Annotated in this window: 25 protein-coding genes; 22 read left to right on the top strand and 3 right to left on the bottom strand. The window is 40.0% G+C overall.

Translation table 11 applies throughout. The features are described 5' to 3' along the window. Positions 1-37 precede the first annotated feature (37 nt). Positions 38-604, top strand: a complete 567-nt coding sequence (locus tag FBF83_RS13185) for a ComE operon protein 2 (protein WP_136947607.1) — start codon at positions 38-40, stop codon at positions 602-604. Then, a complete protein-coding gene (locus tag FBF83_RS13180; protein ID WP_136947606.1) occupies positions 604-2,883 on the top strand; it encodes a DNA internalization-related competence protein ComEC/Rec2 in 2,280 nt (759 codons plus the stop codon). Before FBF83_RS13185 ends, FBF83_RS13180 begins: the two co-directional genes overlap by 1 nt. Before the next feature lie 27 nt (positions 2,884-2,910). Here FBF83_RS13180 and FBF83_RS13175 read toward each other — a convergent pair whose 3' ends face one another. Beyond that, positions 2,911-3,042, bottom strand: coding sequence for a YqzM family protein (locus tag FBF83_RS13175; protein WP_136947605.1), 132 nt, complete (start codon positions 3,040-3,042; stop codon positions 2,911-2,913). A gap of 400 nt (positions 3,043-3,442) precedes the next feature. Here FBF83_RS13175 and holA point away from each other — a divergent pair, with 400 nt between their 5' ends. Then, a complete protein-coding gene (gene holA / locus FBF83_RS13170) occupies positions 3,443-4,465 on the top strand; it encodes a DNA polymerase III subunit delta (RefSeq protein WP_136947604.1) in 1,023 nt (340 codons plus the stop codon). A 45-nt stretch (positions 4,466-4,510) separates the two neighbouring features. On the opposite strand, the gene rpsT is transcribed toward holA, so the two are convergent. Beyond that, a complete protein-coding gene (gene rpsT, locus FBF83_RS13165; RefSeq protein WP_048312761.1) occupies positions 4,511-4,777 on the bottom strand; it encodes a 30S ribosomal protein S20 in 267 nt (88 codons plus the stop codon). Between the two features lie 156 nt (positions 4,778-4,933). On the opposite strand from rpsT, the gene gpr reads away from it, so the two are divergent. The 12 genes from gpr (at position 4,934) to deoC (ending at position 18,827) form a co-directional block, all read left to right on the top strand. Beyond that, positions 4,934-6,052 (top strand): GPR endopeptidase, encoded by a 1,119-nt coding sequence (gene gpr / locus FBF83_RS13160; RefSeq protein WP_136947603.1) that lies wholly within the window; start codon positions 4,934-4,936, stop codon positions 6,050-6,052. Between the two features lie 71 nt (positions 6,053-6,123). After that, positions 6,124-6,474 carry a DUF3679 domain-containing protein gene (locus tag FBF83_RS13155; protein ID WP_136947602.1) on the top strand — a complete coding sequence of 117 codons (351 nt, stop codon included), beginning with the start codon at positions 6,124-6,126 and terminating at the stop codon, positions 6,472-6,474. 167 nt (positions 6,475-6,641) lie between these two features. Next, a complete protein-coding gene (gene lepA / locus FBF83_RS13150; RefSeq protein WP_136947601.1) occupies positions 6,642-8,474 on the top strand; it encodes a translation elongation factor 4 in 1,833 nt (610 codons plus the stop codon). A gap of 103 nt (positions 8,475-8,577) precedes the next feature. Beyond that, positions 8,578-9,723 (top strand): radical SAM family heme chaperone HemW, encoded by a 1,146-nt coding sequence (gene hemW, locus FBF83_RS13145; RefSeq protein ID WP_136947600.1) that lies wholly within the window; start codon positions 8,578-8,580, stop codon positions 9,721-9,723. Positions 9,724-9,859: 136 nt separating this feature from the next. Then, positions 9,860-10,900 carry a heat-inducible transcriptional repressor HrcA gene (hrcA, locus tag FBF83_RS13140; protein ID WP_136947599.1) on the top strand — a complete coding sequence of 347 codons (1,041 nt, stop codon included), beginning with the start codon at positions 9,860-9,862 and terminating at the stop codon, positions 10,898-10,900. Between the two features lie 92 nt (positions 10,901-10,992). Beyond that, positions 10,993-11,565: a nucleotide exchange factor GrpE gene (gene grpE, locus FBF83_RS13135; protein WP_136947598.1), complete on the top strand. Its 573-nt coding sequence runs from the start codon at positions 10,993-10,995 to the stop codon at positions 11,563-11,565. Between the two features lie 31 nt (positions 11,566-11,596). Beyond that, positions 11,597-13,432 carry a molecular chaperone DnaK gene (dnaK, locus tag FBF83_RS13130; protein ID WP_136947597.1) on the top strand — a complete coding sequence of 612 codons (1,836 nt, stop codon included), beginning with the start codon at positions 11,597-11,599 and terminating at the stop codon, positions 13,430-13,432. Positions 13,433-13,827: 395 nt separating this feature from the next. Then, the gene (dnaJ, locus tag FBF83_RS13125; RefSeq protein ID WP_136947596.1) at positions 13,828-14,937 is read left to right on the top strand and encodes a molecular chaperone DnaJ; all 1,110 of its coding nucleotides are present in this window, start codon (positions 13,828-13,830) and stop codon (positions 14,935-14,937) included. A gap of 85 nt (positions 14,938-15,022) precedes the next feature. Beyond that, a complete protein-coding gene (gene prmA / locus FBF83_RS13120) occupies positions 15,023-15,967 on the top strand; it encodes a 50S ribosomal protein L11 methyltransferase (protein WP_136947595.1) in 945 nt (314 codons plus the stop codon). A 12-nt stretch (positions 15,968-15,979) separates the two neighbouring features. Further along, positions 15,980-16,732 (top strand): 16S rRNA (uracil(1498)-N(3))-methyltransferase, encoded by a 753-nt coding sequence (locus FBF83_RS13115; protein ID WP_136947594.1) that lies wholly within the window; start codon positions 15,980-15,982, stop codon positions 16,730-16,732. Positions 16,733-16,736: 4 nt separating this feature from the next. Beyond that, the gene (gene mtaB / locus FBF83_RS13110) at positions 16,737-18,092 is read left to right on the top strand and encodes a tRNA (N(6)-L-threonylcarbamoyladenosine(37)-C(2))-methylthiotransferase MtaB (protein WP_136947593.1); all 1,356 of its coding nucleotides are present in this window, start codon (positions 16,737-16,739) and stop codon (positions 18,090-18,092) included. A 63-nt stretch (positions 18,093-18,155) separates the two neighbouring features. Further along, entirely contained in the window at positions 18,156-18,827 is a 672-nt protein-coding gene (deoC, locus tag FBF83_RS13105; protein WP_136947592.1) for a deoxyribose-phosphate aldolase, read from the top strand. 35 nt (positions 18,828-18,862) lie between these two features. Here the strand turns inward: deoC and FBF83_RS13100 are convergent, their stop codons facing one another. Further along, positions 18,863-19,798: a Na/Pi symporter gene (locus tag FBF83_RS13100; protein ID WP_136947591.1), complete on the bottom strand. Its 936-nt coding sequence runs from the start codon at positions 19,796-19,798 to the stop codon at positions 18,863-18,865. A 192-nt stretch (positions 19,799-19,990) separates the two neighbouring features. Between FBF83_RS13100 and rpsU the strand changes: the two genes are divergently transcribed. The 7 genes from rpsU (at position 19,991) to yqfD (ending at position 25,579) form a co-directional block, all read left to right on the top strand. Continuing rightward, a complete protein-coding gene (gene rpsU / locus FBF83_RS13095; RefSeq protein ID WP_048312787.1) occupies positions 19,991-20,167 on the top strand; it encodes a 30S ribosomal protein S21 in 177 nt (58 codons plus the stop codon). A 17-nt stretch (positions 20,168-20,184) separates the two neighbouring features. Then, on the top strand, positions 20,185-20,628 hold the full coding sequence (locus tag FBF83_RS13090) for a GatB/YqeY domain-containing protein (protein ID WP_136947590.1): 444 nt from the start codon (positions 20,185-20,187) through the stop codon (positions 20,626-20,628). A 532-nt stretch (positions 20,629-21,160) separates the two neighbouring features. Next, the gene (locus tag FBF83_RS13085) at positions 21,161-22,441 is read left to right on the top strand and encodes an NfeD family protein (RefSeq protein WP_136947589.1); all 1,281 of its coding nucleotides are present in this window, start codon (positions 21,161-21,163) and stop codon (positions 22,439-22,441) included. A 20-nt stretch (positions 22,442-22,461) separates the two neighbouring features. Then, complete coding sequence (gene floA, locus FBF83_RS13080; RefSeq protein WP_136947588.1) at positions 22,462-23,451, top strand: flotillin-like protein FloA; 990 nt, start codon at positions 22,462-22,464, stop codon at positions 23,449-23,451. A gap of 35 nt (positions 23,452-23,486) precedes the next feature. Further along, entirely contained in the window at positions 23,487-23,921 is a 435-nt protein-coding gene (locus FBF83_RS13075; protein WP_136947587.1) for a hypothetical protein, read from the top strand. Positions 23,922-24,056: 135 nt separating this feature from the next. Next, positions 24,057-24,347, top strand: coding sequence for a sporulation protein YqfC (gene yqfC / locus FBF83_RS13070; RefSeq protein WP_048312793.1), 291 nt, complete (start codon positions 24,057-24,059; stop codon positions 24,345-24,347). 44 nt (positions 24,348-24,391) lie between these two features. Continuing rightward, positions 24,392-25,579 carry a sporulation protein YqfD gene (gene yqfD / locus FBF83_RS13065; protein WP_136947586.1) on the top strand — a complete coding sequence of 396 codons (1,188 nt, stop codon included), beginning with the start codon at positions 24,392-24,394 and terminating at the stop codon, positions 25,577-25,579. Positions 25,580-25,584 lie beyond the last annotated feature (5 nt).

The following is a 25,584-nucleotide window of genomic DNA, read 5'->3' as shown; positions in this document are numbered from 1 at the left end:
TCAAACTAAAAGAAGATAAAACATTGGGGGGAAATCAATGGATCGAATTTCTTGGGATCAATACTTTATGGCTCAAAGCCATTTGCTCGCACTTAGAAGTACATGTACACGTTTGACTGTAGGAGCAACAATTGTGAGAGATAAGCGGATGATTGCCGGAGGATATAACGGTTCTGTTTCCGGAGGTGTGCATTGCATTGATGAAGGATGTTATGTGATTGATAATCATTGTGTCCGGACCATTCATGCAGAAATGAATGCTATTATCCAGTGTGCTAAATTTGGCGTCCAAACAACAGGCGCAGAAATTTATGTTACCCATTTTCCCTGCCTAAACTGTTGTAAGGCAATCATTCAAGCGGGTATTAAAACAGTCATTTATGCCGCTGATTACAAAAATCATCCATATGCAATAGAGCTTTTTGAAGATGCGGGCGTTACTGTTCGTCAGGTGGAACTAGAAGAAATGATTCTGGACACTAACAGTCAAGAAAAGCTGAATTTAACGGCAGATTTATTGGAAAAGCTTGCTGATTCAGGTTTGGATGCAGCAGAGGTAAGGCCGTTATATGAAAAAGCTTCAAAACTGTATAGCAAGATGTAATGAAAGGACGGCTCTGGGTTTTAGCAGTTTCTGCATTAATCGGCGTGGCGAGTGTAGAGACTTTCCACGCTATTTTCCTTGAAATTGTTCTAATTGCTTGGTTCTTAAAGAAAGATCAACGACTTTCGGCCTTTGCGGTTGCTACTTTTTTATTGTTTTTCACTTATATGTTTGTCATTGATCAAGCCAACCAGACTGTATTAGTTGAAGGGGAAAATCAACTAATAGGTGTAATTTCCACTATACCAGCTGTTAACGGAAATCAATTGTCATTTGAAATAAAAACGAATGAAGAGAAACTCCAGGTTAACTATTACATCTCTTCGGAAGACGAAAAACTAGAAATGCAGCAGTTACAGGTTGGCTTAACGTGCCATCTTTCAGGTGCACTTGAATCCCCCTCACAGCTCCGCGTACCCTCTCTCTTTGATTATAAACAGTTCCTCTACTACAAAGAAATTCACTGGATCTATACACTTAATAAGAAACCCACATGTCGGCATGTTGCTACATCCATGATGATGTCGATTCAACAGTTTCGACAACAAATGCTTTCTGCTATTAAAAATGATTATCCTGTTGAGCTCCAAGGTATAGCATCGTCACTTCTTATAGGTGACAGAAGTCTTTTGACGAATGACCTTGAGAGTGCATACCAAGATCTTGGCTTAAGCCATGTGCTCGCTGTCTCAGGTTTACATGTAGGAGTGACTGGAGGGCTGTTGTTCTGGTTCCTCATTCGTATTGGTATTACGAGGGAACGAGTTTATGTTATTCTTCTGTTTTTCTATCCTGTCTATATGGGGGTGACGGGCTTTGCGCCTTCAGTGATAAGGGCTTCCCTCATGGCCATGGGTGTTGTTCTGAGCATGCGTTTGCGAATGAAGATCAATCCGCTCGACGGCATTTCATCAGCATGTATTGCGATTCTTGCTGTTAATCCATTTTATGCATTTCATATCGGTTTTCAACTTTCTTTTCTTATTGCATTTGCACTAATCGTATCATCAAGCCGGTTGCTGAAACGTTACAAAACGCCATTTACACAGTTGCTTGCACTCTCAAGCTTGGCTCAAATCGTGTCTTTTCCAGTTGTTATTTATCATTTTCATGAAATTTCTCTGCTAAGTCTTCCTCTAAATCTTATCTACGTACCAATTGTGTCGGTTATTATTCTTCCTATGCTTCTTATTCTAACTTTCATTCGAACTTTTCATATTATGTTTCTTTTTGATTTGTTATCCAATGTATTATCCCCATTTGTTGAATTTTTTCACCACGTTTTTATATGGGCAACGAACCTTCATTACACGGTTATATTCGGGAAACTCTCGGAAGTGGAATTGTTGGTTGCGACTTTTATTTGTCTTTTAGTCCTTCTTCAATGGGAAGTCGGAAAGGTGAGAAATGGAATAGTAATCTGGTTGCTATTCTCTGCAACGCTATATGTTCTACCTTATATTAACCCATATGGAGAAGTGACATTTCTTGATGTAGGACAGGGGGACTGTATTGTAATAACGTTACCATACCAACAACAAGTCATATTAATTGATACTGGTGGCAAGCCCTCATATGGTGAAAAGGAAGAGTGGCAACAGAAGAGTTCATCATTTGATGTTGGTGAGGATATCGTTGTGCCTTATTTAAAATCAAGAGGTATTCGCGCAATTGATCTGCTGATTTTAACTCATGGAGATTATGATCATGCAGGAGGTGCAGCTGCTGTTCTAGATCAGCTCAACGTTAAGCGAATGATAATCGATCATAGTCCTGTTCAAACAGACATCGAAAATAATCTTATTGAAACGGCTCACAGAAAAGGGACAAAGGTTTCACAAGCTCTTACAGGGCAGTCATGGAGGAAAGGAAAGGCTTCTTTCTCAATTCTTCAGGCGCTTGAAGAAGGGGAAGAAAACAATGGAAGTGTTGTATTGTTTGCAGTGATAGGAGGGTATAAATGGCTTTTTACAGGCGATCTTGAAGAGCCTGGGGAGCGATTACTCCTTACAAGTGAATTGCTACCAGAAATCGACATCTTAAAGGTGGGACATCATGGAAGTTCAACATCGAGTTCAGAGGCCTTTTTAAAGAAATTAAATCCATCAATCGCTATTATTTCGGCTGGGGTTGACAATCGATATGGGCATCCAAACGGTGATGTAATTGAACGATTAAAGAAGTTTGGCATTGGAACGGTTAGAACTGATCAAAGTGGAACAATAACCTACAAGTTTATAACAAATCGTAATGGCAAATGGATCACAATGCTTAAATAGAAAATAGACTGCCTGTGGGCAGTCTATTTAGCCAAGTGCTTTAATAATTACAGCTGTGAAGAAAATGATGGAAAAGAATAGAAATGGAACAACGAAACCAACAGCTGATTGAACAGCATCATTTGACTTCATCTGAACATCTTTTTCAAACTCGTTCATTTGGCTTTCCCTCCTGCTTCCCCGTTAGTATTTACTTTCAACTACTCGAGTAGTCTTTATGTAGGGGATTTCCTATAAAGGTGCATTTCAAACCATATTGTAACATGTTTTGTTAGCGGTGTCTTTATTTCCACGAACTGATTAAGTTTGAAAATAGAATTTATTCATTGAATCCGCTCCCTTTCCTGTAAAGAGTTGTCACCCATACTTTATCTTTGCATAGGATATCCTATCTACTACACACCGATCATCGTTGTTGGGCGGGAGTCCTAGGACCCATTCAGCAGCGTTTACTATAAATGGGAGGCTGATTATAGCAGTCAGCTTCCCTTTTCTACTTGCCAACCAAGCGCTCTGCCATTAGGATAGGAATGGACGAAAAAAAACGAGGTGTACATAGATGTCCATTTCAGACTTAAAAAAGAAAATTAAACAGGACAAGCTTGATCCCCTTTACCTCATAACGGGGACGGAAGCTTTTCTTATTGATGAGCTTCAAAAATTGATCGTTGAAAAAGCACTTCCTGAAGAGGAAAGGGAATTTGGCCTTGCTTATTATGATTTAAATGAGACGCCAGTTCAATCAGCTGTTGAAGATGCGGAAACGATGCCATTTCTTGGTGAGAAGAGAGTCATTATCCTAAAAAATCCATTATTTTTAACAGCGGCTAAGGATAAAAGTAAAGTCGAACATGACCTTGAATCGCTTCAACGTTATGCAGAGGACCCGTCTCCTTTTACCATTCTCATTATTGAAGCGCCTTATGAAAAATTGGATGAACGAAAAAAATTAGTGAAGACAATTAAAAAAGCAGGAGCGTTTGTAAAAGCGGAAGCACTTCAAGAAAGTCACTTAGGCGACTGGCTAAGAAAACGCGCTGACGAACTTCATGTTACTCTTGAAAAAGAAGGGGAAGAGCGTCTCGTTCAGTTAACTGGAAGTCACTTGCTACTACTACAGCAAGAAATTGATAAAATGGCACTTTATGTTGGTGAGGGCGGTGTCGTTAATGAGGAGGTCGTTGATCTTCTAGTAGCGAGAACGCTTGAGAACGATATTTTTGCTCTTATTGATCGTATTGTAAAAAAAGACCTCAATAGAGCCTTTCGAATTCTTTATGATCTTCTTAAAATTAACGAGGAGCCGATAAAAATATTATCTTTAATCGGTAGACAGTTTAGGATTATTTATCAAGTTAGTGAGCTTTCTAAACGAGGATACGGTCAAAAACAAATGGCATCAACTCTTAAGCTTCATCCATATGCAGTCAAAATTGCACAGCAGCAAAGTAAAAGTTTCGACGAAGATAAGCTTACGTTTATTTTAGACCAAATTGCAGAATCTGATTATGAAATGAAAACAGGTAAAATGGATAAAAAGCTTATTCTTGAATTGTTGCTAACAAAAATTAAAAACAAATAAAAAAGCTGTTGGGTTGCCCCAACAGCTTTTAATTGTTTTAAGGAATTACGCAGAAATCTCGTTGTACATTTTAGTTAGACGAGATTTTTTACGTGCTACTGTGTTTTTATGAATGATTCCTTTATCAGCAGCTTTGTCGATGCGCTTAGAAGCTTGGCTAAGAGCTGTTTTCGCAGCTTCAACGTCTTTAGCTTCTACTTTCGCTTCAAAAGTCTTGATTGCAGAACGCATTTCAGATTTGAAAGCGATGTTGTTAGCGCGACGATCTGATGAAGTTCTAACGCGTTTAACCGCAGATTTAATATTTGGCATACCTTTCACCTCCTTGCAAGGCTTAACAATTCCATGTCATATCCGTGCATAGAACAAGAAACATTCTATCAAATAACCCAAGGGAATGCAATAGAGAATGAAATCCTGATTTCGAGGTTACCCTAACAGGTAACAGATAGAATACGAGGTGATCTTATGGGCCACATAGATTTAGAAAAATATCAGGTAAGAACAGATCTTGCGGTGGAAGCGCAGGAAATGGTGAAGGAAAAGAAAGCGAAGAGTATGAAGGAAGAGAAACCTGATTCGCTTAAAGGTGTCATTGTTAAAGAAAGAGATGAGCAAGGAGTGAAGATTACAACCGTTGAAGTTACTGAGCAAGGGGCAGAAGAGATTGGAAAGAAAGCAGGGAATTACTTAACATTCGAAGTGCAAGGTATCCGTAGAAAGGATTCAGCACTACAGCAAACTGTTCAAGATGTTTTCGCTCATGAGTTTGCGGCGTTCCTCAATCAGCAAGGCATTACAAAAGATGCAAGTTGCTTAATAGTGGGGCTTGGGAATTGGAACGTAACACCAGATTCATTAGGACCATTAGTCGTTTCTAATTTACTTATTACGAATCATTTGTTTGAACTTCAACCCGAAACCGTTTCGGAAGGTTTTCGGCCGGTTAGTGCTATTACTCCCGGTGTAATGGGGATTACAGGTATTGAAACAAGCGATATTATTCATGGCGTTATCGAAAAAGCGAAACCAGATTTTGTTGTTGCGGTTGATGCTCTTGCTTCAAGATCAATTGAGCGAGTAAATACAACTATCCAAATTTCTGATACAGGTATTCATCCTGGGTCAGGTGTCGGTAATAAGCGAAAGGAACTAAGCTTTGACACGCTTGGAATTCCAGTCATAGCAATTGGCATACCTACTGTTGTGGATGCTGTTTCGATTACTAGCGATACAATTGATTTTATTTTAAAACATTTTGGAAGAGAGTTAAAAGAAAAGGACAAACCTTCAAAATCACTTTCTCCAGCAGGGATGACTTTCGGTGAGCGAAAAACGTATACGGAAGAAGATTTGCCAAATGAGGAAAAACGTCAGACGTTTTTAGGTATGGTAGGAACGCTTGAAGATGCAGAGAAGCGCAATCTAATTCGAGAAGTACTTGCTCCGATGGGCCATAATTTAATGGTAACGCCGAAGGAAGTCGATGTATTTATTGAAGATATGGCAAATGTTTTGTCAGGTGGACTAAATAGTGCTCTTCACGGTGAAGTTGATCAGCAAAACAGCGGAATGTATACACATTAAGTCATAAGTAAAGTTTGAAAACATAGTTATAGGAGTAGGACAAGCTTTGGTTTAGGAAGGGGTAGGGGGTAATGGCATCGTTTTTTCTTAAATGCTTTCTCCTCGTTTCATTGTTATTATTTGGCGTGCTTCTCGGTATGGAACAGGCCTCTAAAAATATGAATCACATGCAGGCTAGCGAGAATACAGGTGCATTTCAGGTGAAAAATGCTTCTACTGGCGTTGAAGCTGAAATTCTTGGAACGTCTATTAAGCAAGATGATCTTAAAAAGAAGCAAGAAACCCTTAATCATGCGAATGAATTTAATGTACTTGGCGAATTAGGTGCTACACTAAGTAAATGGATATCCACTGTCATACAAGCTATTTTGTCGTTTGTTTTTACTCTTGTAACAACATTCTTGTCATTTTTTCAATCTTAAAAGGTCGCTTACGCGGCCTTTTCTTGTGTTTTTTTCCATCATACTTTTAAAAATTAAATCATTATTCTTTCAAGTGACTGAATAGATAGGCGGATTGCGGATTGAATCTCGACAGTGGTATTGCTATAATCTATACTAGCGTAGTTTCGCCTTAGGAGTGATTGTAGATGAACCGTGAAGAAATGTTAAAAAGACAGTCAAAGATTCGAAATTTTTCCATCATTGCTCATATTGATCATGGAAAATCGACTCTTGCCGACCGTATTTTAGAACGGACGGGCGCGTTGACTGACCGTGAAATGAAAGACCAAACGCTTGATGCGATGGATCTTGAACGTGAAAGAGGAATTACGATTAAACTGAATTCTGTTCAGCTTACTTATAAAGCGAAAGATGGCGAAGAGTACATCTTTCATTTAATCGATACACCTGGACACGTCGATTTTTCTTATGAAGTATCAAGAAGTCTTGCAGCCTGTGAAGGGGCATTACTTATTGTTGATGCTGCACAGGGAATTGAAGCACAGACACTAGCGAACGTGTATCTCGCTCTTGATAATGATTTAGAGATCTTGCCTGTTATCAATAAAATTGATTTACCAAGTGCCGAACCAGAACGCGTTCGTCAGGAAGTAGAAGATGTTATTGGACTCGATGCATCTGAGGCTGTATTGGCTTCTGCAAAGTCTGGGATTGGGATTGAAGAAATTCTTGAACAAGTCGTAGAAAAAGTACCTGCTCCACAAGGAGATCCTGAGGGATCTTTACAGGCGCTGATCTTCGACTCTTTGTATGATCCTTACAGAGGCGTTGTAGCATATATCCGAATTACTGAAGGAACAGTAAAAGTCGGTGATAGAATTCGTATGATGGCTACTGGAAAGGAATTCGAAGTAAACGAACTTGGTGTCTTTAATCCTAAGCCAGTCTCTAAAGATTATCTTTCAGTAGGCGATGTTGGTTTCCTAACTGCTGCAATTAAAAATGTAGGAGATTCCCGAGTGGGAGATACGATCACATCCGTTAAGAATCCTGCGGACAAACCGCTTCCTGGTTATCGTCGTATGAATCCGATGGTTTATTGTGGTCTATATCCAGTCGATTCAGCTCAGTATAATGACCTACGCGAGGCACTTGAACGACTCGAGTTAAATGATTCATCGCTTCAATATGAAGCAGAAACGTCACAAGCCCTCGGATTTGGTTTCCGCTGTGGATTCCTTGGTTTGCTTCATATGGAAATCGTTCAAGAAAGAATTGAACGTGAATTTAATATCGATCTAATTACAACCGCTCCAAGTGTTATTTACCAAGTAAAGCTAACAGACGGAGAAGAAGTAATCATCGATAACCCAGCAATGATGCCAGATGCTCAATCTATTACAGAGGTTCAAGAACCTTATGTGAAAGCGACTATTATGGCGCCGAACGACTATGTGGGAGCTATTATGGAACTTTGCCAGGGGAAACGTGGAGATTTCATTGATATGCAATATATGGATGAGAGTCGTGTGAATATTGTTTATCACCTTCCCCTTTCCGAAATTGTCTATGATTTCTTTGATCAGTTGAAGTCGAGCACGAAGGGTTATGCATCATTTGATTACGAGTTGATCGGCTATCGTGCATCGAACCTAGTGAAGATGGATATCTTACTAAACGCTGAGAAAATTGATGCGCTCTCTATTATCGTGCACAGAGATTTTGCTTACGATCGAGGTAAGGATATTACCGAGACGCTCAAAGATTTAATCCCAAGGCAGCAGTTCGAGGTGCCAATCCAGGCATCAATTGGGCAAAAAATTGTTGCTCGTTCAACAATTAAAGCAATGCGTAAAAACGTACTTGCTAAGTGTTATGGTGGAGACATCTCTCGTAAAAGAAAGCTTCTGGAAAAGCAAAAAGAGGGTAAAAAGCGCATGAAGACGGTTGGGAAAGTTGAAGTTCCTCAAGAAGCCTTTATGGCTGTACTTCGTCAGGATAATACGAAGAATAATTAATGCGCTTTGGTTGAAGAAGCAATTTGATTTATATACGATGTAGGTTAGAAGACCGCAGAGCGTTTCTGCGGTCTTTACATTATGTTAGAAAGCAGTGATCGAAATGGTAAACGCTGTTTATTTGCACATTCCTTTCTGTGACTATATTTGTCACTATTGTGATTTTAATAAAATTTTCATGCAGGGGCAGCCTGTAATTGATTACCTAGAACATATGGACGTAGAAATGAAGAACACACTAGACCGTTTTCCAACAAACAAAATTGACACGATTTTTGTTGGGGGCGGAACACCGACAGCATTGAGTGAAGAGCAACTTAAGAAGTTTTTAAAAGATGTCCAGTCTCGTTTTGGCCCTTATGTTACGAATGAACTTGAATTTACAATGGAAGCAAATCCAGGGAGTGTTACTCCGGAGAAGCTACGGATCATGAAAACTTACGGTGTGAACCGACTTAGTATTGGTGCCCAGGCGTTCCAGGATTCTTTATTAAATCGTTTAGGAAGAGGCCATTCCGTAGAAGAAATCGGTGAGATCGTTCGAATGGCACAGCAGGAAGGCTTTATAAACCTTTCGCTTGATTTGATGTTCGGACTACCTGATCAAACGATTGATCAATTTTCAGAATCTATTACAAAAGCACTCGAACTTGGTATTACACATGTATCGTCTTATTCGCTTCAGGTTGAAAAGAAAACAGTCTTCTATAATCAATGGAGAAAAGGTGAGCTTCCGCTTCCTACTGAAGAAGCAGAAGCTGATATGTATGCACTGCTCATAAGTCGCCTAGAGGAAGCTGGACTTTCTCAATACGAAATTAGTAATTTCGCAAAAGAGGGTTTTGAAAGTAAGCATAATATAACGTATTGGAAAAACGATGAGTATTATGGAATTGGTGCAGGGGCGCATAGCTATATTGATGGTGTAAGAAGAGCGAATGCAGGGCCATTAAAGCAATATATGAATCGAATTGACGAAAATGGTTTTCCTTATATAGATGACAATGTTTTAACGAAAGCAGAACGGATGGAAGAAGAAATGTTTATGGGGCTACGTATGAGAGAAGGCGTCTCCAAGCAAAGGTTTGAAGATAAATTTGGTCAGCCGATGTTTAGTGTTTTTGGTAAACAAATTGAGAACTTAACAAGTAAAAACCTTTTACAAGATACTGGAACACACATTTCGCTAACTGAAAAGGGCTTTTTCTTAGGGAATGAAGTCTTTCAGGAATTTCTTGCAATAGATTGATCTTCCTCACTAAACCAATCTTATAACAAGTTTAAAGAACTATACCGTAAAGATTGACAACCAAAATAATTTTCTGTTACCTTATTATTAGATTTAGCACTCAATCACTTAGAGTGCTAACAGAGGTGATGAGGGGATGTTAACAGAACGTCAACTATTCATTTTGCAATTGTTGATTAACGACTACATTCAAACTGCTGAGCCAGTTGGTTCGCGAACGATTTCGAAGCGCGAAGATGTAACCTTTAGCTCTGCAACGATACGTAATGAACTTGCGGATCTTGAAGAGATGGGGTATATCGAGAAAACACATAGCTCATCAGGTCGAGTTCCATCGGAAAAAGGCTATCGTTTCTATGTAGATAACCTTCTATCACCACCTGTACTCTCCAAGTATGAAGTGAACAACATCCAATCACTTTTTGCAGAGAGAATGGTTGAGGTAGAGAAGGTCATTCAGCAGTCTGCAGGAATTCTTTCTGAACTTACGCAATACACGTCGATTATTCTTGGCCCTGAAGTATTTGAAACAAAGCTTCGCCAGATTCAAATCATTCCTCTTTCGAAGGATACGGCTGTCGTTATTCTGGTAGCTGACAGTGGCCATGTAGAGAACCGCACAATGAAAATTCCACCTTCAGTTAGCATGTCTGATATTGAAAAAGTTGTTAATATCATGAATGAGCGATTGAAGGATGTTCCATTAATTTCTTTAAAGTCGACAATGATGAAAGAAATGGCGACTGTACTGAAGAAACATATTGAGAATTACAATGAAGTTAATACGATGCTTGAAAATCTTTTTCTCTATACCAATGCAGAAAAAGTCTATTATGGCGGTAAGACCAATATTTTAACTCAACCTGAATTTAAGGACATTGATAAAGTGAGGCTTTTATTAAACACTTTTGAACAGGATGAAGTCATGTACAATGTACTTCGACCTGAGAAGAATGGTATTGAGGTTAAAATTGGCCAAGAGAACGATCTTGAGGCAATGCAGAATTGTAGTATTGTTACCGCGGACTATTTCATCGAAGGCAAGCGAATGGGTTCAATTGCATTGTTGGGGCCTACTAGGATGGAATATCAACGATCCATGGGTATCCTTGGTTTTCTAGCAAATGATCTAACCAGAACGCTTACTGATCGATACCAAAGTTTCAAACACTGGTAAATTGGTAATAGTGAAGAAGGTGGGAGAAATAATTCTTCCATCCTTTTCTATGAGAGAACGATTTGGTATATTTCGATAGGGAGGTGAAATTCGTGGAAAAGCAAAACAGTCATCAAGAGGAAGAAGAACTTCTAACGGAAGAGAACGATAATCTTGAGCAGGATGCTGAAGAGAATGAAGAACCTGAAGTTATTGAAGTATCTGAAACCAATGAAAATGAAGAGCTTGAGAACTTGCAGAAGCAAGTAGAAGAGCTTGAGAATAGATATATGCGTACACAGGCAGAATACGACAACTTCCGCCGTAGAACGCGCGAGGAACGTAGTGCTGACGCTAAGTACCGTTCACAGAAGCTTGCTGAAGAGCTGCTTCCTGCTATCGATAACTTTGAACGAGCACTTGCTGTTCAAAGTGATAATGAGCAGGTCACGTCATTGCTTACTGGAATGGAAATGGTGTACCGCCAATTGAAAGATGCACTTGCAAATGAAGGAATTGAAGAAATTGGAACTGTAGGAGAAGCTTTCAATCCACATCTTCATCAAGCTGTTATGCAGGTTGAGTCAGATGAACATGATTCAGATGTGGTTGTTGAGGTCTTGCAAAAAGGCTATCAATTAAATGATCGTGTCCTTCGACCTGCAATGGTGAAGGTAAGTTCGTAACTACATATTAAGAAATTGGAGGTAGAAAACAATGAGTAAAATTATCGGTATTGACCTTGGTACAACAAACTCTTGTATTGCAGTAATGGAAGGCGGAGAAGCGACGGTTATTCCTAACCCGGAAGGTAGTCGTACAACTCCATCGGTTGTTGCTTTTAAAGATGAAGAACGTCTAGTGGGTGAGGTTGCAAAGCGTCAAGCAATCACGAACCCAAACACGATTCAATCAATTAAGCGTCATATGGGTACAGACCATAAAGAAGACGTGAATGGTAAAACATTTTCACCACAAGAAATTTCAGCAATCATTCTTCAGAAATTGAAGTCATATGCAGAAGACTACCTAGGTGAAGGCGTAGAGAAAGCAGTTATTACAGTACCTGCTTACTTTAACGATGCTGAGCGTCAGGCTACAAAAGACGCTGGTAAAATCGCTGGTCTTGAAGTAGAGCGTATTGTAAACGAACCGACAGCTGCAGCACTCGCTTACGGTCTTGATAAAGAAGATGAAGATCAAACAATTCTAGTATTTGACCTTGGTGGCGGTACTTTTGACGTATCGATCCTTGAACTTGGTGGAGGCGTATTTGAAGTTAAGTCTACTGCTGGTGACAACCGCCTTGGTGGTGACGATTTTGACCAGGTTATTATCGATCACCTAGTAGCTGAATTCAAGAAAGATACAGGTGTTGATCTTGGTCAAGATAAGATGGCACTTCAACGTTTGAAAGACGCTGCTGAAAAAGCGAAGAAAGATCTTTCAGGAGTAGCACAAACGCAAATCTCTCTTCCATTTATCACAGCAGATGCTTCAGGACCTAAACACCTTGAGCTTAACTTGACTCGTGCTAAGTTTGAAGAGCTTTCTGCAAATCTTGTAGAGCGTACAATGGCACCTACTCGCCAAGCTCTTAAAGATGCTGGAATGTCTCCATCTGAACTAGATAAAGTTATTCTTGTTGGTGGTTCTACTCGTATTCCTGCAGTACAAGAAGCCATTAAGAAAGAAACTGGACAAGATCCACATAAAGGCGTTAACCCTGATGAAGTTGTTGCTCTTGGTGCAGCAATTCAAGCAGGTGTAATTGCTGGTGATGTGAAAGACGTTGTTCTTCTTGACGTAACTCCACTTTCTCTTGGTATCGAAACAATGGGTGGCGTATTTACAAAGCTTATCGAGCGTAATACAACAATCCCGACTAGTAAGTCACAGACTTTCTCAACTGCTGCAGATAACCAACCTTCAGTGGACATTCATGTCCTTCAGGGTGAGCGTGAAATGGCTCAGTATAACAAGACTCTTGGTCGCTTCCAACTGACTGATATTCCTCCAGCTCCACGAGGAACTCCGCAAATCGAAGTATCATTTGATATCGACAAAAACGGTATCGTGAACGTTCGTGCGAAGGATCTTGGTACAAATAAGGAACAATCTATTACAATTAAGTCTTCAAGCGGTCTTTCTGATGACGAGATTGAAAACATGGTGAAAGACGCTGAAGCGAACGCTGAAGAAGATAAGAAGCGTCGTGAAGAAGTTGAAACACGTAACGAAGCTGATCAGCTCGTATTCACTACTGAAAAAACTCTAAAAGATCTTGAAGGTCAAGTAGAGGAAGAAGAAGTGAATAAAGCTAACGAAGCTAAAGATAAAGTAAAAGCAGCCCTAGAGAATGATGACATTGAAGAAATTCGTACAGCTAAAGACGAACTTCAAGAAGTTGTTCAAGCTCTAACTACTAAAATGTATGAGCAAGCTGCTCAAGCTCAACAGGCTCAAGCTGGCGAAGAAGGCGGCGCTGAGCAAGCTGACGACAACGTTGTCGATGCTGAATACGAAGAAGTAAACGAAGACGACAAAAAGTAAGAATATGATACGAAAAAAGTCAAAGTCAGGCGTATCTTGGCTTTGACTTTTTTCATAGTTAAGGAAATGTTTGTTTAACTATGAAAAATCTACATTGTATTACAACATTTTGAAGAACCAACCTTTTACAAAATAATCACATTCTGTCATGTCTAGCTTCAGCACCTTACTGGTTAAGCTCATATTGAGCCTGATTGGAGGAAGTAAGGCGCTTAAGCTTTTCTTATGCTTTACAAGAAAAAACGGAAGCTTACACCGTAAGAACAATGGTGATAAGGCACGTTTTACTACTGTTTGCTGTTCAACGTTCACTGGTGCTAACGATATAGTATTGCAGAGCGTATAAACTCAATGATATGATAAACGTTATGTGAAGAGAATCGGGAGTGGATACGATGAGTAAACGAGATTATTATGAAGTACTTGGCGTAAGCAAGGATGCTTCGGAAGCCGAGATGAAAAAGGCTTATCGCAAGCTTGCCAAGCAATACCATCCTGATATTAATCAGGAACCGGGTGCAGACGAAAAGTTTAAAGAAGTGACAGAGGCGTATGAGGTCCTAAGTGACTCTCAGAAAAGAGCTCAGTATGATCAGTTTGGCCATGCCGATCCAAACCAAGGCTTTGGCGGTGGCGGTGCTGACTTTGGCGGCTTTGGCGATATCTTTGATATGTTCTTTGGCGGCGGCGGTCGCAGAAACCCGAATGCACCGAGACAGGGTGCTGATCTGCAATATTCAATGGAACTAACATTTGAAGAAGCTGCTTTCGGAAAAGAAACGGATATTTTCATTCCTAAAGAAGAGGAATGTTCAACTTGTGATGGCTCTGGTGCAAAGCCAGGAACCTCACCTGAAACATGCTCACACTGTGGTGGTGCTGGTCAGCTAAATGTTGAACAGAATACACCATTTGGTCGAGTAGTAAACCGTCGCGTTTGTCATCATTGCGAAGGTACAGGTAAACTCATTAAAGATAAATGTAAAACATGCCGTGGTAAAGGCAAGGTTGAAGTGAAGAAGAAGATTCACGTGAAAATCCCAGCTGGTATTGACGAAGGTCAACAAATCCGAATTACTGGTAAAGGTGAAGCGGGAGTTAATGGTGGCCCTCCTGGGGATCTATTCGTTGTCGTTTATGTGAGGTCTCATGACTTCTATGAGCGAAGTGGTGACGATGTGTTATGTCAGATGCCAATTACATTCTCTCAAGCAGGTCTTGGTGATGAGATCGAAGTACCGACTCTGCATGGTAAAGTTAAGCTTAAAGTTCCAGCTGGAACGCAAAGTGGAACGAATTTCCGACTTAAAGGAAAAGGAATTCAGAACGTTAGAGGATATGGCCAGGGAGATCAGCATGTTAAGATACAGGTTATAACACCGAAACACTTAACTGATCGTCAAAAAGATTTGCTACGTGAATTTAGTGAAATCTCCGGACAGGTGCCTGACGAGCAGCACGAGAATTTCTTCTCTAAAGTGAAGAAAGCATTTAAAGGTGATTAAAACTGAAAGCTGGTAACAGAATGCAGGCCGACATGGCCTGCCTGTTTCCTTTCCGAAAAAAGGATCCAAAGAGGAGTGGGCAATAATGAAATGGTCTGAAATAAGCATTCATACAACGAATGAAGCGATTGAAGCAGTATCAAATATCCTGCATGAAGCCGGTGCCAGTGGGGTTGTCATTGAAGACCCTATGGATCTTGTGAAAGCTTGGGATACTACTTTCGGAGAGGTTTATCAGCTTAATCCAGATGATTACCCTGAAGAAGGGGTTATTTTGAAAGCGTATATGCCAGTAAATAGTTTTCTTGGTGAAACGGTTGAACAAATCAAAGAAGCGATTAATGGACTACTCGTTTATGACATCGATTTAGGACATAACACTGTTCAAATAAGTGAAGTAAATGAAGAAGAATGGGCTACAGCATGGAAGAAGTACTATAAACCTGTCAAAATTTCAGAACGAATTACGATTACACCAACTTGGGAAGAGTATTCACCTGTAAAAACGGATGAAATCATTATTGAGCTTGATCCAGGAATGGCTTTTGGAACAGGAACACACCCTACAACCGTTCTGTGTGTTCAGGCACTTGAGAAAATTATCCAACCTGGTCAACGCGTCATTGATGTCGGTACAGGTTCAGGTGTGCTAAGTATTGCGGCAGCAAGCCTTGGTGCAGATTCAGTAGATGCGCTTGACTTAGATGAAGTAGCAGTTAAGAGTGCTAGATTAAATACTAAACTAAATAAGGTGCATAGTAAGATTCATGTAAGCCAAAACAATCTTCTCGATAATATTCAAGAAGAATACGATGTAGTTGTGGCTAATCTTCTCTCTGAAATTATCATTCGTTTCACAGATGACGTGGCTAGAGTACTAAAGCCAGGTGGTGCGTTTATTACTTCTGGGATAATTACTGCGAAAAAGCAGGAAGTAAAGCAATCAATTATCGAGCAAGGTCTCGTGATTGAAGAAACGCTTCAAATGGAAGATTGGGTTGCATTTATCGCAAGAAAGCCTCACGAGTAAAGGGAGAGTCTAATGCAACGATACTTTATTCCTGAATCGAAAATGACCGAGAATCAAGTTACAATTGAAGGTGAAGATGTTAAGCACATCTCAAGAGTAATGCGAATGACAACAGGTGACCATATTATTTGTTGTTCGGAAGAAGGAAGATCAGCTCTTTGCCGAATTATAGAGATTGAGTCTGATCTGGTATCAGCTGTTCCAGAGCAATGGCTTGATGAGAAGAAGAAACTGCCTGTTCATGTTACAATCGTGCAGGGTATGCCAAAGGGTGACAAACTCGAAACGGTTATACAGAAAGGTACGGAGCTCGGTGCGGATACGTTCTTACCTTTTAAAGCAGAGCGGTCTGTTGTAAAATGGGATCAGCAAAAAAGCAGTAAAAAGCTTCAAAGGCTGAGGAAAATTGCGAAAGAAGCAGCTGAGCAATCACATAGAACAACGATTCCTTCCATTGAGGAGCCTTATTCAATTACATCACTTATTGAAATTAGCAAGTCCTATGAACATAAATTGATCGCTTATGAAGAAGAAGCAAAAGCAGGTGAGTCTGCTGCGCTAGTTCAAGCGCTCCACGAGGCAAACGTGAATGACCGTTTCATGATTGTATTCGGACCAGAGGGTGGACTATCTGACAAAGAAGTGGATTGGCTGAAGGATGCCGGTTTTACTTCCTGTGGTCTCGGCCCAAGAATTTTGCGAACAGAGACGGCTGCCATGTATGTACTGGCAGCAATCTCTTATCATTTTGAATTAATGAGGTGATTATATGCCTTCAGTTGCTTTCCATACATTAGGTTGTAAAGTGAATCATTACGAAACGGAAGCGATCTGGCAGTTGTTTAAAGACCATGATTACGAACGAGTAGAGTTTGATCATGCGTCAGATGTCTATGTAATTAATACGTGCACGGTTACGAATACTGGTGATAAGAAAAGTAGGCAGGTTATTCGTCGTGCGATACGAAAAAATCCTGATGCTGTCATCTGTGTGACGGGTTGTTATGCTCAAACTTCACCTGCTGAAATCATGGCGATTCCAGGTGTGGACGTTGTAGTCGGAACCCAGGATCGTGTGAAAATGCTCGATTATATCGACCAGTACAAACGTGAGAGAGAACCAGTTAACGGCGTTGGTAATATTATGAAAGCTCGTGTCTATGAAGAGCTTGAAGTACCAGCGTTTACTGATCGTACGCGAGCGTCACTTAAGATACAAGAAGGTTGCAATAACTTTTGTACATTCTGTATCATTCCATGGGCTAGAGGTCTTCTTAGATCTCGTGAACCAGAAGCTGTTATCACACAAGCGCAACAACTTGTTGATGCGGGTTATAAAGAGATCGTATTAACAGGTATTCACACAGCTGGATATGGAGAAGATTTAAAGGACTATAACTTTGCTCAACTTCTTCGTGATTTAGATGCTAAAGTACAAGGTCTTAAAAGAATTCGCATTTCTTCTATTGAAGCAAGTCAGGTTACAGACGAAGTGATTGAAGTATTAAATGCATCTGATAAAGTGGTGCCGCATCTTCATATCCCACTACAATCTGGTTCCAACACTGTTCTTCAGCGTATGAGAAGAAAGTATACGATGGAAATGTTTGGGGAGCGTCTTGATCGACTTAAAGAAGCACTTCCAGGCCTTGCAATCACATCAGATGTTATTGTAGGTTTTCCTGGTGAGACTGATGAGGAGTTTCAAGAAACGTATGATTTTATTGCGAATCATAAATTTTCGGAACTTCATGTATTTCCATTTTCTAAGCGTACTGGTACACCAGCAGCTCGCATGGAAGATCAGGTAGATGATGATGTTAAGAATAAACGTGTCCATCATCTTATTGAGCTTTCCAATCAGCTTGCTAAAGAGTATGCATCCAATTATGAAGGTGAAGTACTCGAGGTGATTCCAGAAGAAAAATTCAAAGATGAGCCTGATTCTAACTTATATGTAGGTTATACTGCAAACTATATGAAAGTTATCTTTGAAGCAACAGAAGAAATGGTTGGTAGTATTGTTAAAGTGAAAATCACTAAAGCTGGTTACCCTTATAATGAGGGACAATTTGTTCGCGTCATGAGTGAGGATGAGCCAACTACAGCAGTTGCTTCATTTTAACTAAATAAATTCGGATTTTTAAGATCCGGATTACATAAAACAGTATTGAAGGGATGAAATATGATGAATAAAGAATTAGCGAGAATGATAGACCACACAGCTCTTAAACCAGATACAAGCCGTGAGCAAATTGAGAAGCTTTGCGAAGAAGCGAGAGAGTTTAACTTTGCTTCTGTATGTGTAAATCCTACCTGGGTATCACTAGCAGCGAAGAGATTACAGGGTGCTGAAGCTAAAGTATGTACAGTTATTGGTTTTCCTCTTGGAGCCGTAACAACTGAAACAAAAGCATTCGAAACAAAGGATGCCATTGAGAAAGGTGCTACTGAAGTTGATATGGTTATTAACATTGGTGCACTAAAAGACGGGGATAACAACCTTGTTGAACAGGATATTAAAGCTGTTGTTGAAGCAGCAAAAGGAAAAGCACTTGTGAAAGTGATAATCGAAACGTGCCTCCTTACTGATGAGGAGAAAAAACGCGCTTGTGAACTATCTGTAAAAGCTGGAGCAGATTTTGTTAAAACTTCTACAGGTTTTTCAACTGGTGGTGCAACAGTTGAAGATATTAAATTGATGAGAGAAACTGTCGGTCCTGATCTTGGAGTAAAAGCTTCAGGTGGTGTGCGTGATCTTGAAGGATCACAAGCAATGATTGATGCAGGAGCAACTCGAATTGGTGCAAGTGCTGGAGTAAAAATCGTTCAGGGTGAGACAGCTGACACTGACTACTAAGAAAATCAAACAACCGTCCTAGGGCGGTTGTTTTTTTATGCTAAACGATTTCCTTTATGAATCTTTTCAATAGCAGATGCTAAAACTCCAGCTAATGGAAGAAATAATAGTGAAGAAAGCACATTGAAAATTAGAGATACATGTGCAAGTTGTACATCAGGTAGGGTAGTGACATAAGCTACTATTTCCCCGAATTTAGTAATTAAAGGGAAGAATAGTGTTACACCAATAATATTAATCCAGACATGTGCATATGCGGCGAGTTTTGCTTCCCTTGCACTCCCGATGCTTGCGATAATAGCTGTAATACATGTTCCTATATTAGCACCGTATACGATTGCGATTGCGGAAGGTAGAGTAAGAAGATCCTGGTTAATAAAGCTCATAGTGATTCCGGTTGTCGCTGTACTGGATTGGATTAGTGCGGTTAATAACGTTCCAACACCTATTCCATAAAATAAACTTGAATTGGATTCGCTAATGATATGATCAAAGAATGTGAGAGTTGAGAGAGGAACTGCCATGGCCTCAAGTCCATGCATCGCTACAAAAATACTTCCAAGTCCAAAAAGAACAGTCCCTATACTAAATAATAACTGATTCCTTATTTGCAGTAAGAGAAAGCCGACTAATAGAAGTGGAATTGTAAATTGATCTGGATTCAATGTCATAAGTTCCGCTGTAACTGTTGTACCGATATTTGCGCCAAGTATGATGCCTATGGATTGCCTGAATGTGAGAACTTTTGCTGTAATTAATCCAATCGTAATAACCATAACAGCTGAACTACTCTGCAGAATTGAAGTAACGATAATTCCGGTAATTAATCCACGAAAAGGTGTTGAAGATGCTTGATGTAGAATCTTTTGCATCCTGCTATTTGAAAGGGACTTTAAACCAATACGAAGAGTGGCCATCCCAAATAGAAAGATACTAATAAAGACGATAAAGGATGCAACGTATGGACTCATTAACTTGTACATCTCCTTTCCATTGAAAGTTTATGGGGAGGAAGATCGACACATGCTTGTTTTTTATTGCGATTTAAAATTAGTGAAAGAAATGTTGATAAATTGGACGTGATGTATTATAATTGCAGGTGACATGTCTTTGTTAGAAAGTCATGTGTTATGATTGTGTATGTTTTGGAGGGAGGGATAGAGATGGCGGAAACTCGCGTGCGTAAGAACGAGTCGATCGATGATGCTCTGCGTCGCTTCAAGAGAACGGTTTCTAAAGAAGGCACTATGGCTGAAGTTAAGAAGCGCAAGCACTATGAAAAGCCAAGTGTTAAGCGTAAAAAGAAATCTGAGGCAGCAAGGAAAAAGCGTAAGTTCTAAGAGAGGGTGTTAGGTCAGTGAGTCTAAATGACCGTTTAACAGCAGATATGAAAGTAGCGATGAAGAACAAAGAGAAAAACAAACTATCTGTTATTCGGATGGTGAAATCTTCTATTCAGAATGAATCCATTAAGTTGGGTCATGATTTAACTGAAGAAGAGGAACTTACCGTTCTCACTCGCGAAGTCAAGCAACGCAAAGACTCCCTCCTTGAATTTGAAAAAGCTGGTCGAAGTGATCTTGTACAGAATCTTGATGAAGAGCTGTCGATCTTATCTGTCTATCTGCCGAAACAACTCTCTGAAGAAGAAGTGGAGCAAATTGTTCAGGAAGTTATTTCTGAAACAGGCGCTTCTTCGAAGAAAGAAATGGGCAAGGTGATGGGTGCGCTAATGCCTCGTGTAAAAGGTAAAGCGGACGGCGGACTTGTAAACCGTATTGTACAAAAGAACTTATCATAAAGTGAAACTTTCAACATTGTGAGATGTATCTTCTCCAGTGCAGTAAGTTGAACCAATCAGACCTTTAGGGTAGCTGATTTTGGCTCTTAATTTCTATATTATATATTTTGAGCTACAAATCTTACTGTCCTAATTGTGGGATAAATATGATCAAGCGTAAGCACGTCCTGTTTCGACAGGACGTGCTTTTTTCTATATTAATAGCTTTTTTCGAAGACATTGTTGTGATAAAGCGTTTAATTTCCGCTCATACCCGCTTCCACAAGGGGGAGCACTTTTAGCTTCAATCAACTATGATGTGTGGATTATTATGCAAATGTCTTTCAAAACAACAATCTTTCAGAAAAGAGCTACTGGTTTTAATATGAATGCCATTTCAAACTAGTATTTCGGTAAACATTTTGGCATACTTAAACTACATCGTTTACATAAACTTGAAACCTTATTGTTGTTTCATACGTAAAGAAGGAAGCAGGAAGGAGGGAGCGATATCACAAAGGTAAAATGGAGGCTACTCGTATCAATTTGTTTGATGTTGGCTGTTCTCCCGTTTCTTGGACAATATGCTTCAGGTGAAGGTGATGGAAAGTTAGTTTCCTTTATTCCTGTAGAGCAGGAAGTAGAGCGAGGTTTGGAAGCGTTCCTGAAAAGATCCATTCAGGAAGCTGAGGATGAAGGTGCTGATCATATTGTATTGGAAATCGATACACCAGGCGGTGCGGTAAATGCTGCGGATAATATTGCAACCATAATTAAAAGTTCAGAGGTACCAATTACAGCCTATGTAGCAGATCGTGCTCTTTCAGCAGGGGCATATATTTCACTAAATGCCGATCAGATTATTATGGAGCCGGGTGCATTGATGGGGTCTGCAGCTATCATCGATCAGTCTGGAAATACAGCAGGTAAAAAAGCAGAGTCATTTTGGCATGCTGCTATGAAATCTGCTGCCGAATTAAATGATCGTGATCCTAAATATGCGCTTGCAATGGCAGATCCTGATGTGGACCTTCCTGACTATAACGCTCCTAAAGGCGAACTTTTAACGTTGAATGCAGAAGAAGCGGTTAAGGTTGGTTACGCTGAAGGAATTGCCGAGGATCGGACAGAAGTTTTAAGTTTACTTAACCTTGAAGATGCAGAAGTCATTGATTCAGAAGTCAGTATTGCCGAAAGAATTGCTCGATTTGTTACAAACCCAATTATTATCCCGATTTTATTATCGATTGGAAGCCTTGGCCTTGTTCTAGAACTGTACTCTCCTGGGTTTGGAGTACCTGGATTTATGGGAGCGGGAGCATTATTGCTATTTTTCTTCGGCCATATGATTGCTGGATTCGCTGGTTGGGAATCATTATTGCTCTTGTTAGTTGGTGTCATTCTCATTGTCGTGGAAATATTTATACCGGGTTTTGGTATATTTGGAGTGCTAGGAGCCGTTGGGATTGTTGCAAGTATCGTTCTTGCATCAGGGCAATCCATGCAATATGTACTTCTTGCTGTCCTAATTGCAGTGGCGGTTACAGTTGGAGGATCTTATCTTTTCATAAGGATTTTCGGCTCTAAAGGTTTCTTTAAGAAAATCATCCTATCTGACTCGACTAAATCTGATAAGGGATATGTTTCAAACACTACTCGAAATGAATTAGTTGGGCTTGAGGGAGTTGCTGTTACGCCACTTCGTCCTTCTGGAATTGCTGATTTTGGAGATGAACGGCTTGACGTTGTCACTGAGGGAGGATTTTTATCCGCAGGGACTGAAGTGAAAATAATAAAGACGAACGGCTCTAGAGTAATCGTAAGAGCACTTTAATTCAATCAAGGAGGAAAATTATGGATACTGGAACACTCGGTTTATTGGTTATTGTTGGCTTAGTTATTATTGGTCTCGCGATTTTATTCACATTTGTACCTGTTATGCTTTGGATATCTGCACTTGCAGCTGGAGTTAGGGTAAGCATATTCAATCTCGTTGGGATGAGATTACGTCGTGTTATTCCTTCTCGCGTCATCAACCCGTTAATTAAAGCGGTAAAAGCAGGTCTTGATCTTAATACGAATCAACTCGAAAGTCACTATCTTGCAGGTGGTAACGTTGACCGCGCTGTTAATGCGTTAATTGCAGCTCACCGTGCAAACATTGAACTTAGCTTTGAGCGCTGCGCAGCGATTGATCTTGCCGGCCGTGACGTACTTGATGCCGTTCAAATGAGTGTTAACCCAAAAGTAATTGAAACACCTTTCATAGCTGGTGTGGCGATGGATGGGATTGAAGTAAAAGCAAAAGCAAGAATTACTGTTCGAGCTAATATTGACCGTCTCGTTGGTGGTGCTGGTGAGGAAACCGTTATTGCACGTGTCGGAGAAGGGATTGTTAGTACAATCGGTTCTTCAACAAATCACAAAAAAGTTCTGGAAAATCCAGATATGATATCTCAAACCGTTCTTTCAAAGGGTCTAGATGCAGGTACAGCATTTGAAATTCTGTCCATTGATATTGCAGACATTGACATCGGTAAAAACATTGGAGCCGTTCTTCAAACCGATCAAGCTGAAGCAGATAAGAACATTGCTCAGGCAAAAGCGGAGGAAAGACGTGCTATGGCAGTAGCTCAAGAGCAAGAAATGAGAGCTCGAGTAGAAGAAATGCGTGCGAAAGTAGTTGAAGCTGAAGCTGAAGTACCAATGGCTATGGCAGAAGCACTTCGCTCAGGAAACATTGGTGTCATGGATTATATGAACCTTAAGAATATTGAAGCTGATACTGATATGCGTGATATGATTGGTAAACCTAATCAGGAAGAAGATGAGGATGATCGCTAAGATCTTAACTATCTTCGGCTTTGGAGGTGACAATATTGGATAATATTATTGAGTTAATTCTTAACAATATTGTTTTCGTCATTATCGCGATTGGAGGAATTTTGAGTTTCTTTAAACGCATGGGAAACGAAGACCAAAATCAGAATCAGCAGCAAAATGAACGTCCAAGAAGACAAGCGGCCGGACCGGGTGCCAGTCGTCCTCCTCAGCAAAGGGAAGAAGCCAGTGATGAGATTCAATCTGAAAATGTTAGTGCTTATAAAGAAGCTCTTGAGAGAATTTCAGAACGAGAAAATGCACAATATGACATAAAAGTTCAAAAGCCGAAAAGAAGTTCAGCTAAGCAAAAAGGAATTTCTGTGAGCAAAAGAAATGTACAAAACGGAATCATCTGGGCCGAAATTCTTGGACCACCACGTTCGAGGAGACCTCATCCTTCGATGACAACGGTAAAGCAATCGAAAAGATAATAATGTGTAAAGCGCCCTCCGGCGCTTTTTTGTTTGGAAAGAAAAAGTAATAAGTAAAACAAGTCATTCAATAAAATGAAAAAGTGATAGTTTTAGCTTCTCGCTCATAAAGATGAGATGAGAGGGGGAGTATCCATGGCAAAGTGGAAGCACAATCTAAAAACCTGGCTTACTCGAAGATTAGAGCTTCCCGCGGATGCGGTCATGGATTTACCGCGAATTACGATGGTTGGACAGCTTCATATTTACATAGAGAACCATCAGGGAGTCTTGAAGTTCTCGAATGAGGAAGTACGTCTACTCCTTAAACAGGGGCAGCTTTTGATAAAAGGGAAGGATTTTATGCTGAAAACAATTCTGCCAGAAGAAATACTGCTTGAGGGTAAAATAGAACATGTTTCCTATCTTGAGAGACCTGAAAACTGATTAAAGGCCTTTCTAATCCCAGGCTAACTATATAGGGGGCTATTATGAAGGAGTATATTCGAGAGCTTTTTTCAGGATACGTACGGATAAAGGTGATTGGTTCTTATACAGAGTTATTTATAAACCGTTGTATCGAGTATAAAATTCCGATTTGGGATATTGCTAGGCTTGACCATGAAACAATTATTCTATCGTTATATATTTCGGACGTACGTCGGATAAGGCCACACTTAAAACGGACAAGGTGCAAAGTTAGAATACATGAGAGGAAAGGCTTCCCATTTATTCTGAAACGAGTCATCTACTCAAGAGGGTTTCTTACAGGTGCCATAAGCTGTCTTTTATTATTATTTATTCTATCGAATATGGTGTGGTCTATTACTGTTAATGGTGCTACACCGGAAGTAGAGCACAAGCTTAAACAAGCAGCGGTTGAGATAGGTGTTACGAAAGGGAAGTTTATCTTCCAACTTCCATCCAATCAGGAACTTCAGCGACAGATTACGGAAAAGATGGAGGAAATCACTTGGGTAGGGGTAAAGCGGAGTGGAACAACATATCATTTCGAAGTTGTTCAAAAGCAACTGCCAGAAAAACAGCCTGCGCTTAGTCCTAGACATATTGTGGCAAAAAAGAAAGCGATCGTTACAAAGATGTATGTAGAAGAAGGACAGGCACAGGTAGAAGAGAATGCCTATGTGAAACCAGGACAACTCCTCATTTCAGGGTTTATCGGTAAAGAGGATAAGAGTGAACTTGTTCCTGCAAAAGGAGAAGTTTTTGGGAGAACATGGTATATTTCGAACGTATCCGTTCCACTTACATCAACGTTTTTAACAAATACTGGAGAAAGAAAAACAAGCTATTCAATCGGTTTGAGGCATTTTCACATTCCGATTTGGGGATTTCTAAAACCTGAATTCAGTGAATTTGAAACGGTAAAGCATAAAACAAATTTACGATTCCTGAAATGGGATCTTCCCCTTACTTTTCAAACTAAAAAGATGCTTGGTACTGAAGAAGTGACGAGAACATATTCCAAAAGTGAAGCCCTTGAAGCAGCACGTTCTGTTGCTAGAAAAGATATTGAGGACAAAACATCAGATAAAGCAGAAATTAAAAAGGAAAAGATTTTGCACCATGAGGAAGAGAATGGTAAAGTAAACGTAAAGATACACTTTGAAGTGATTGAGCAGATTGGGAAAGACATACCAATTATTCAAGGAGATTGAGGTCT

This window comes from Guptibacillus hwajinpoensis, assembly GCF_005144865.1.
Lineage (GTDB): Bacteria > Bacillota > Bacilli > Bacillales > Guptibacillaceae > Guptibacillus > Guptibacillus hwajinpoensis_A.
Note: the sequence above shows the minus strand (reverse complement) of the source record. Positions and strands in the feature narration are given on the sequence as shown.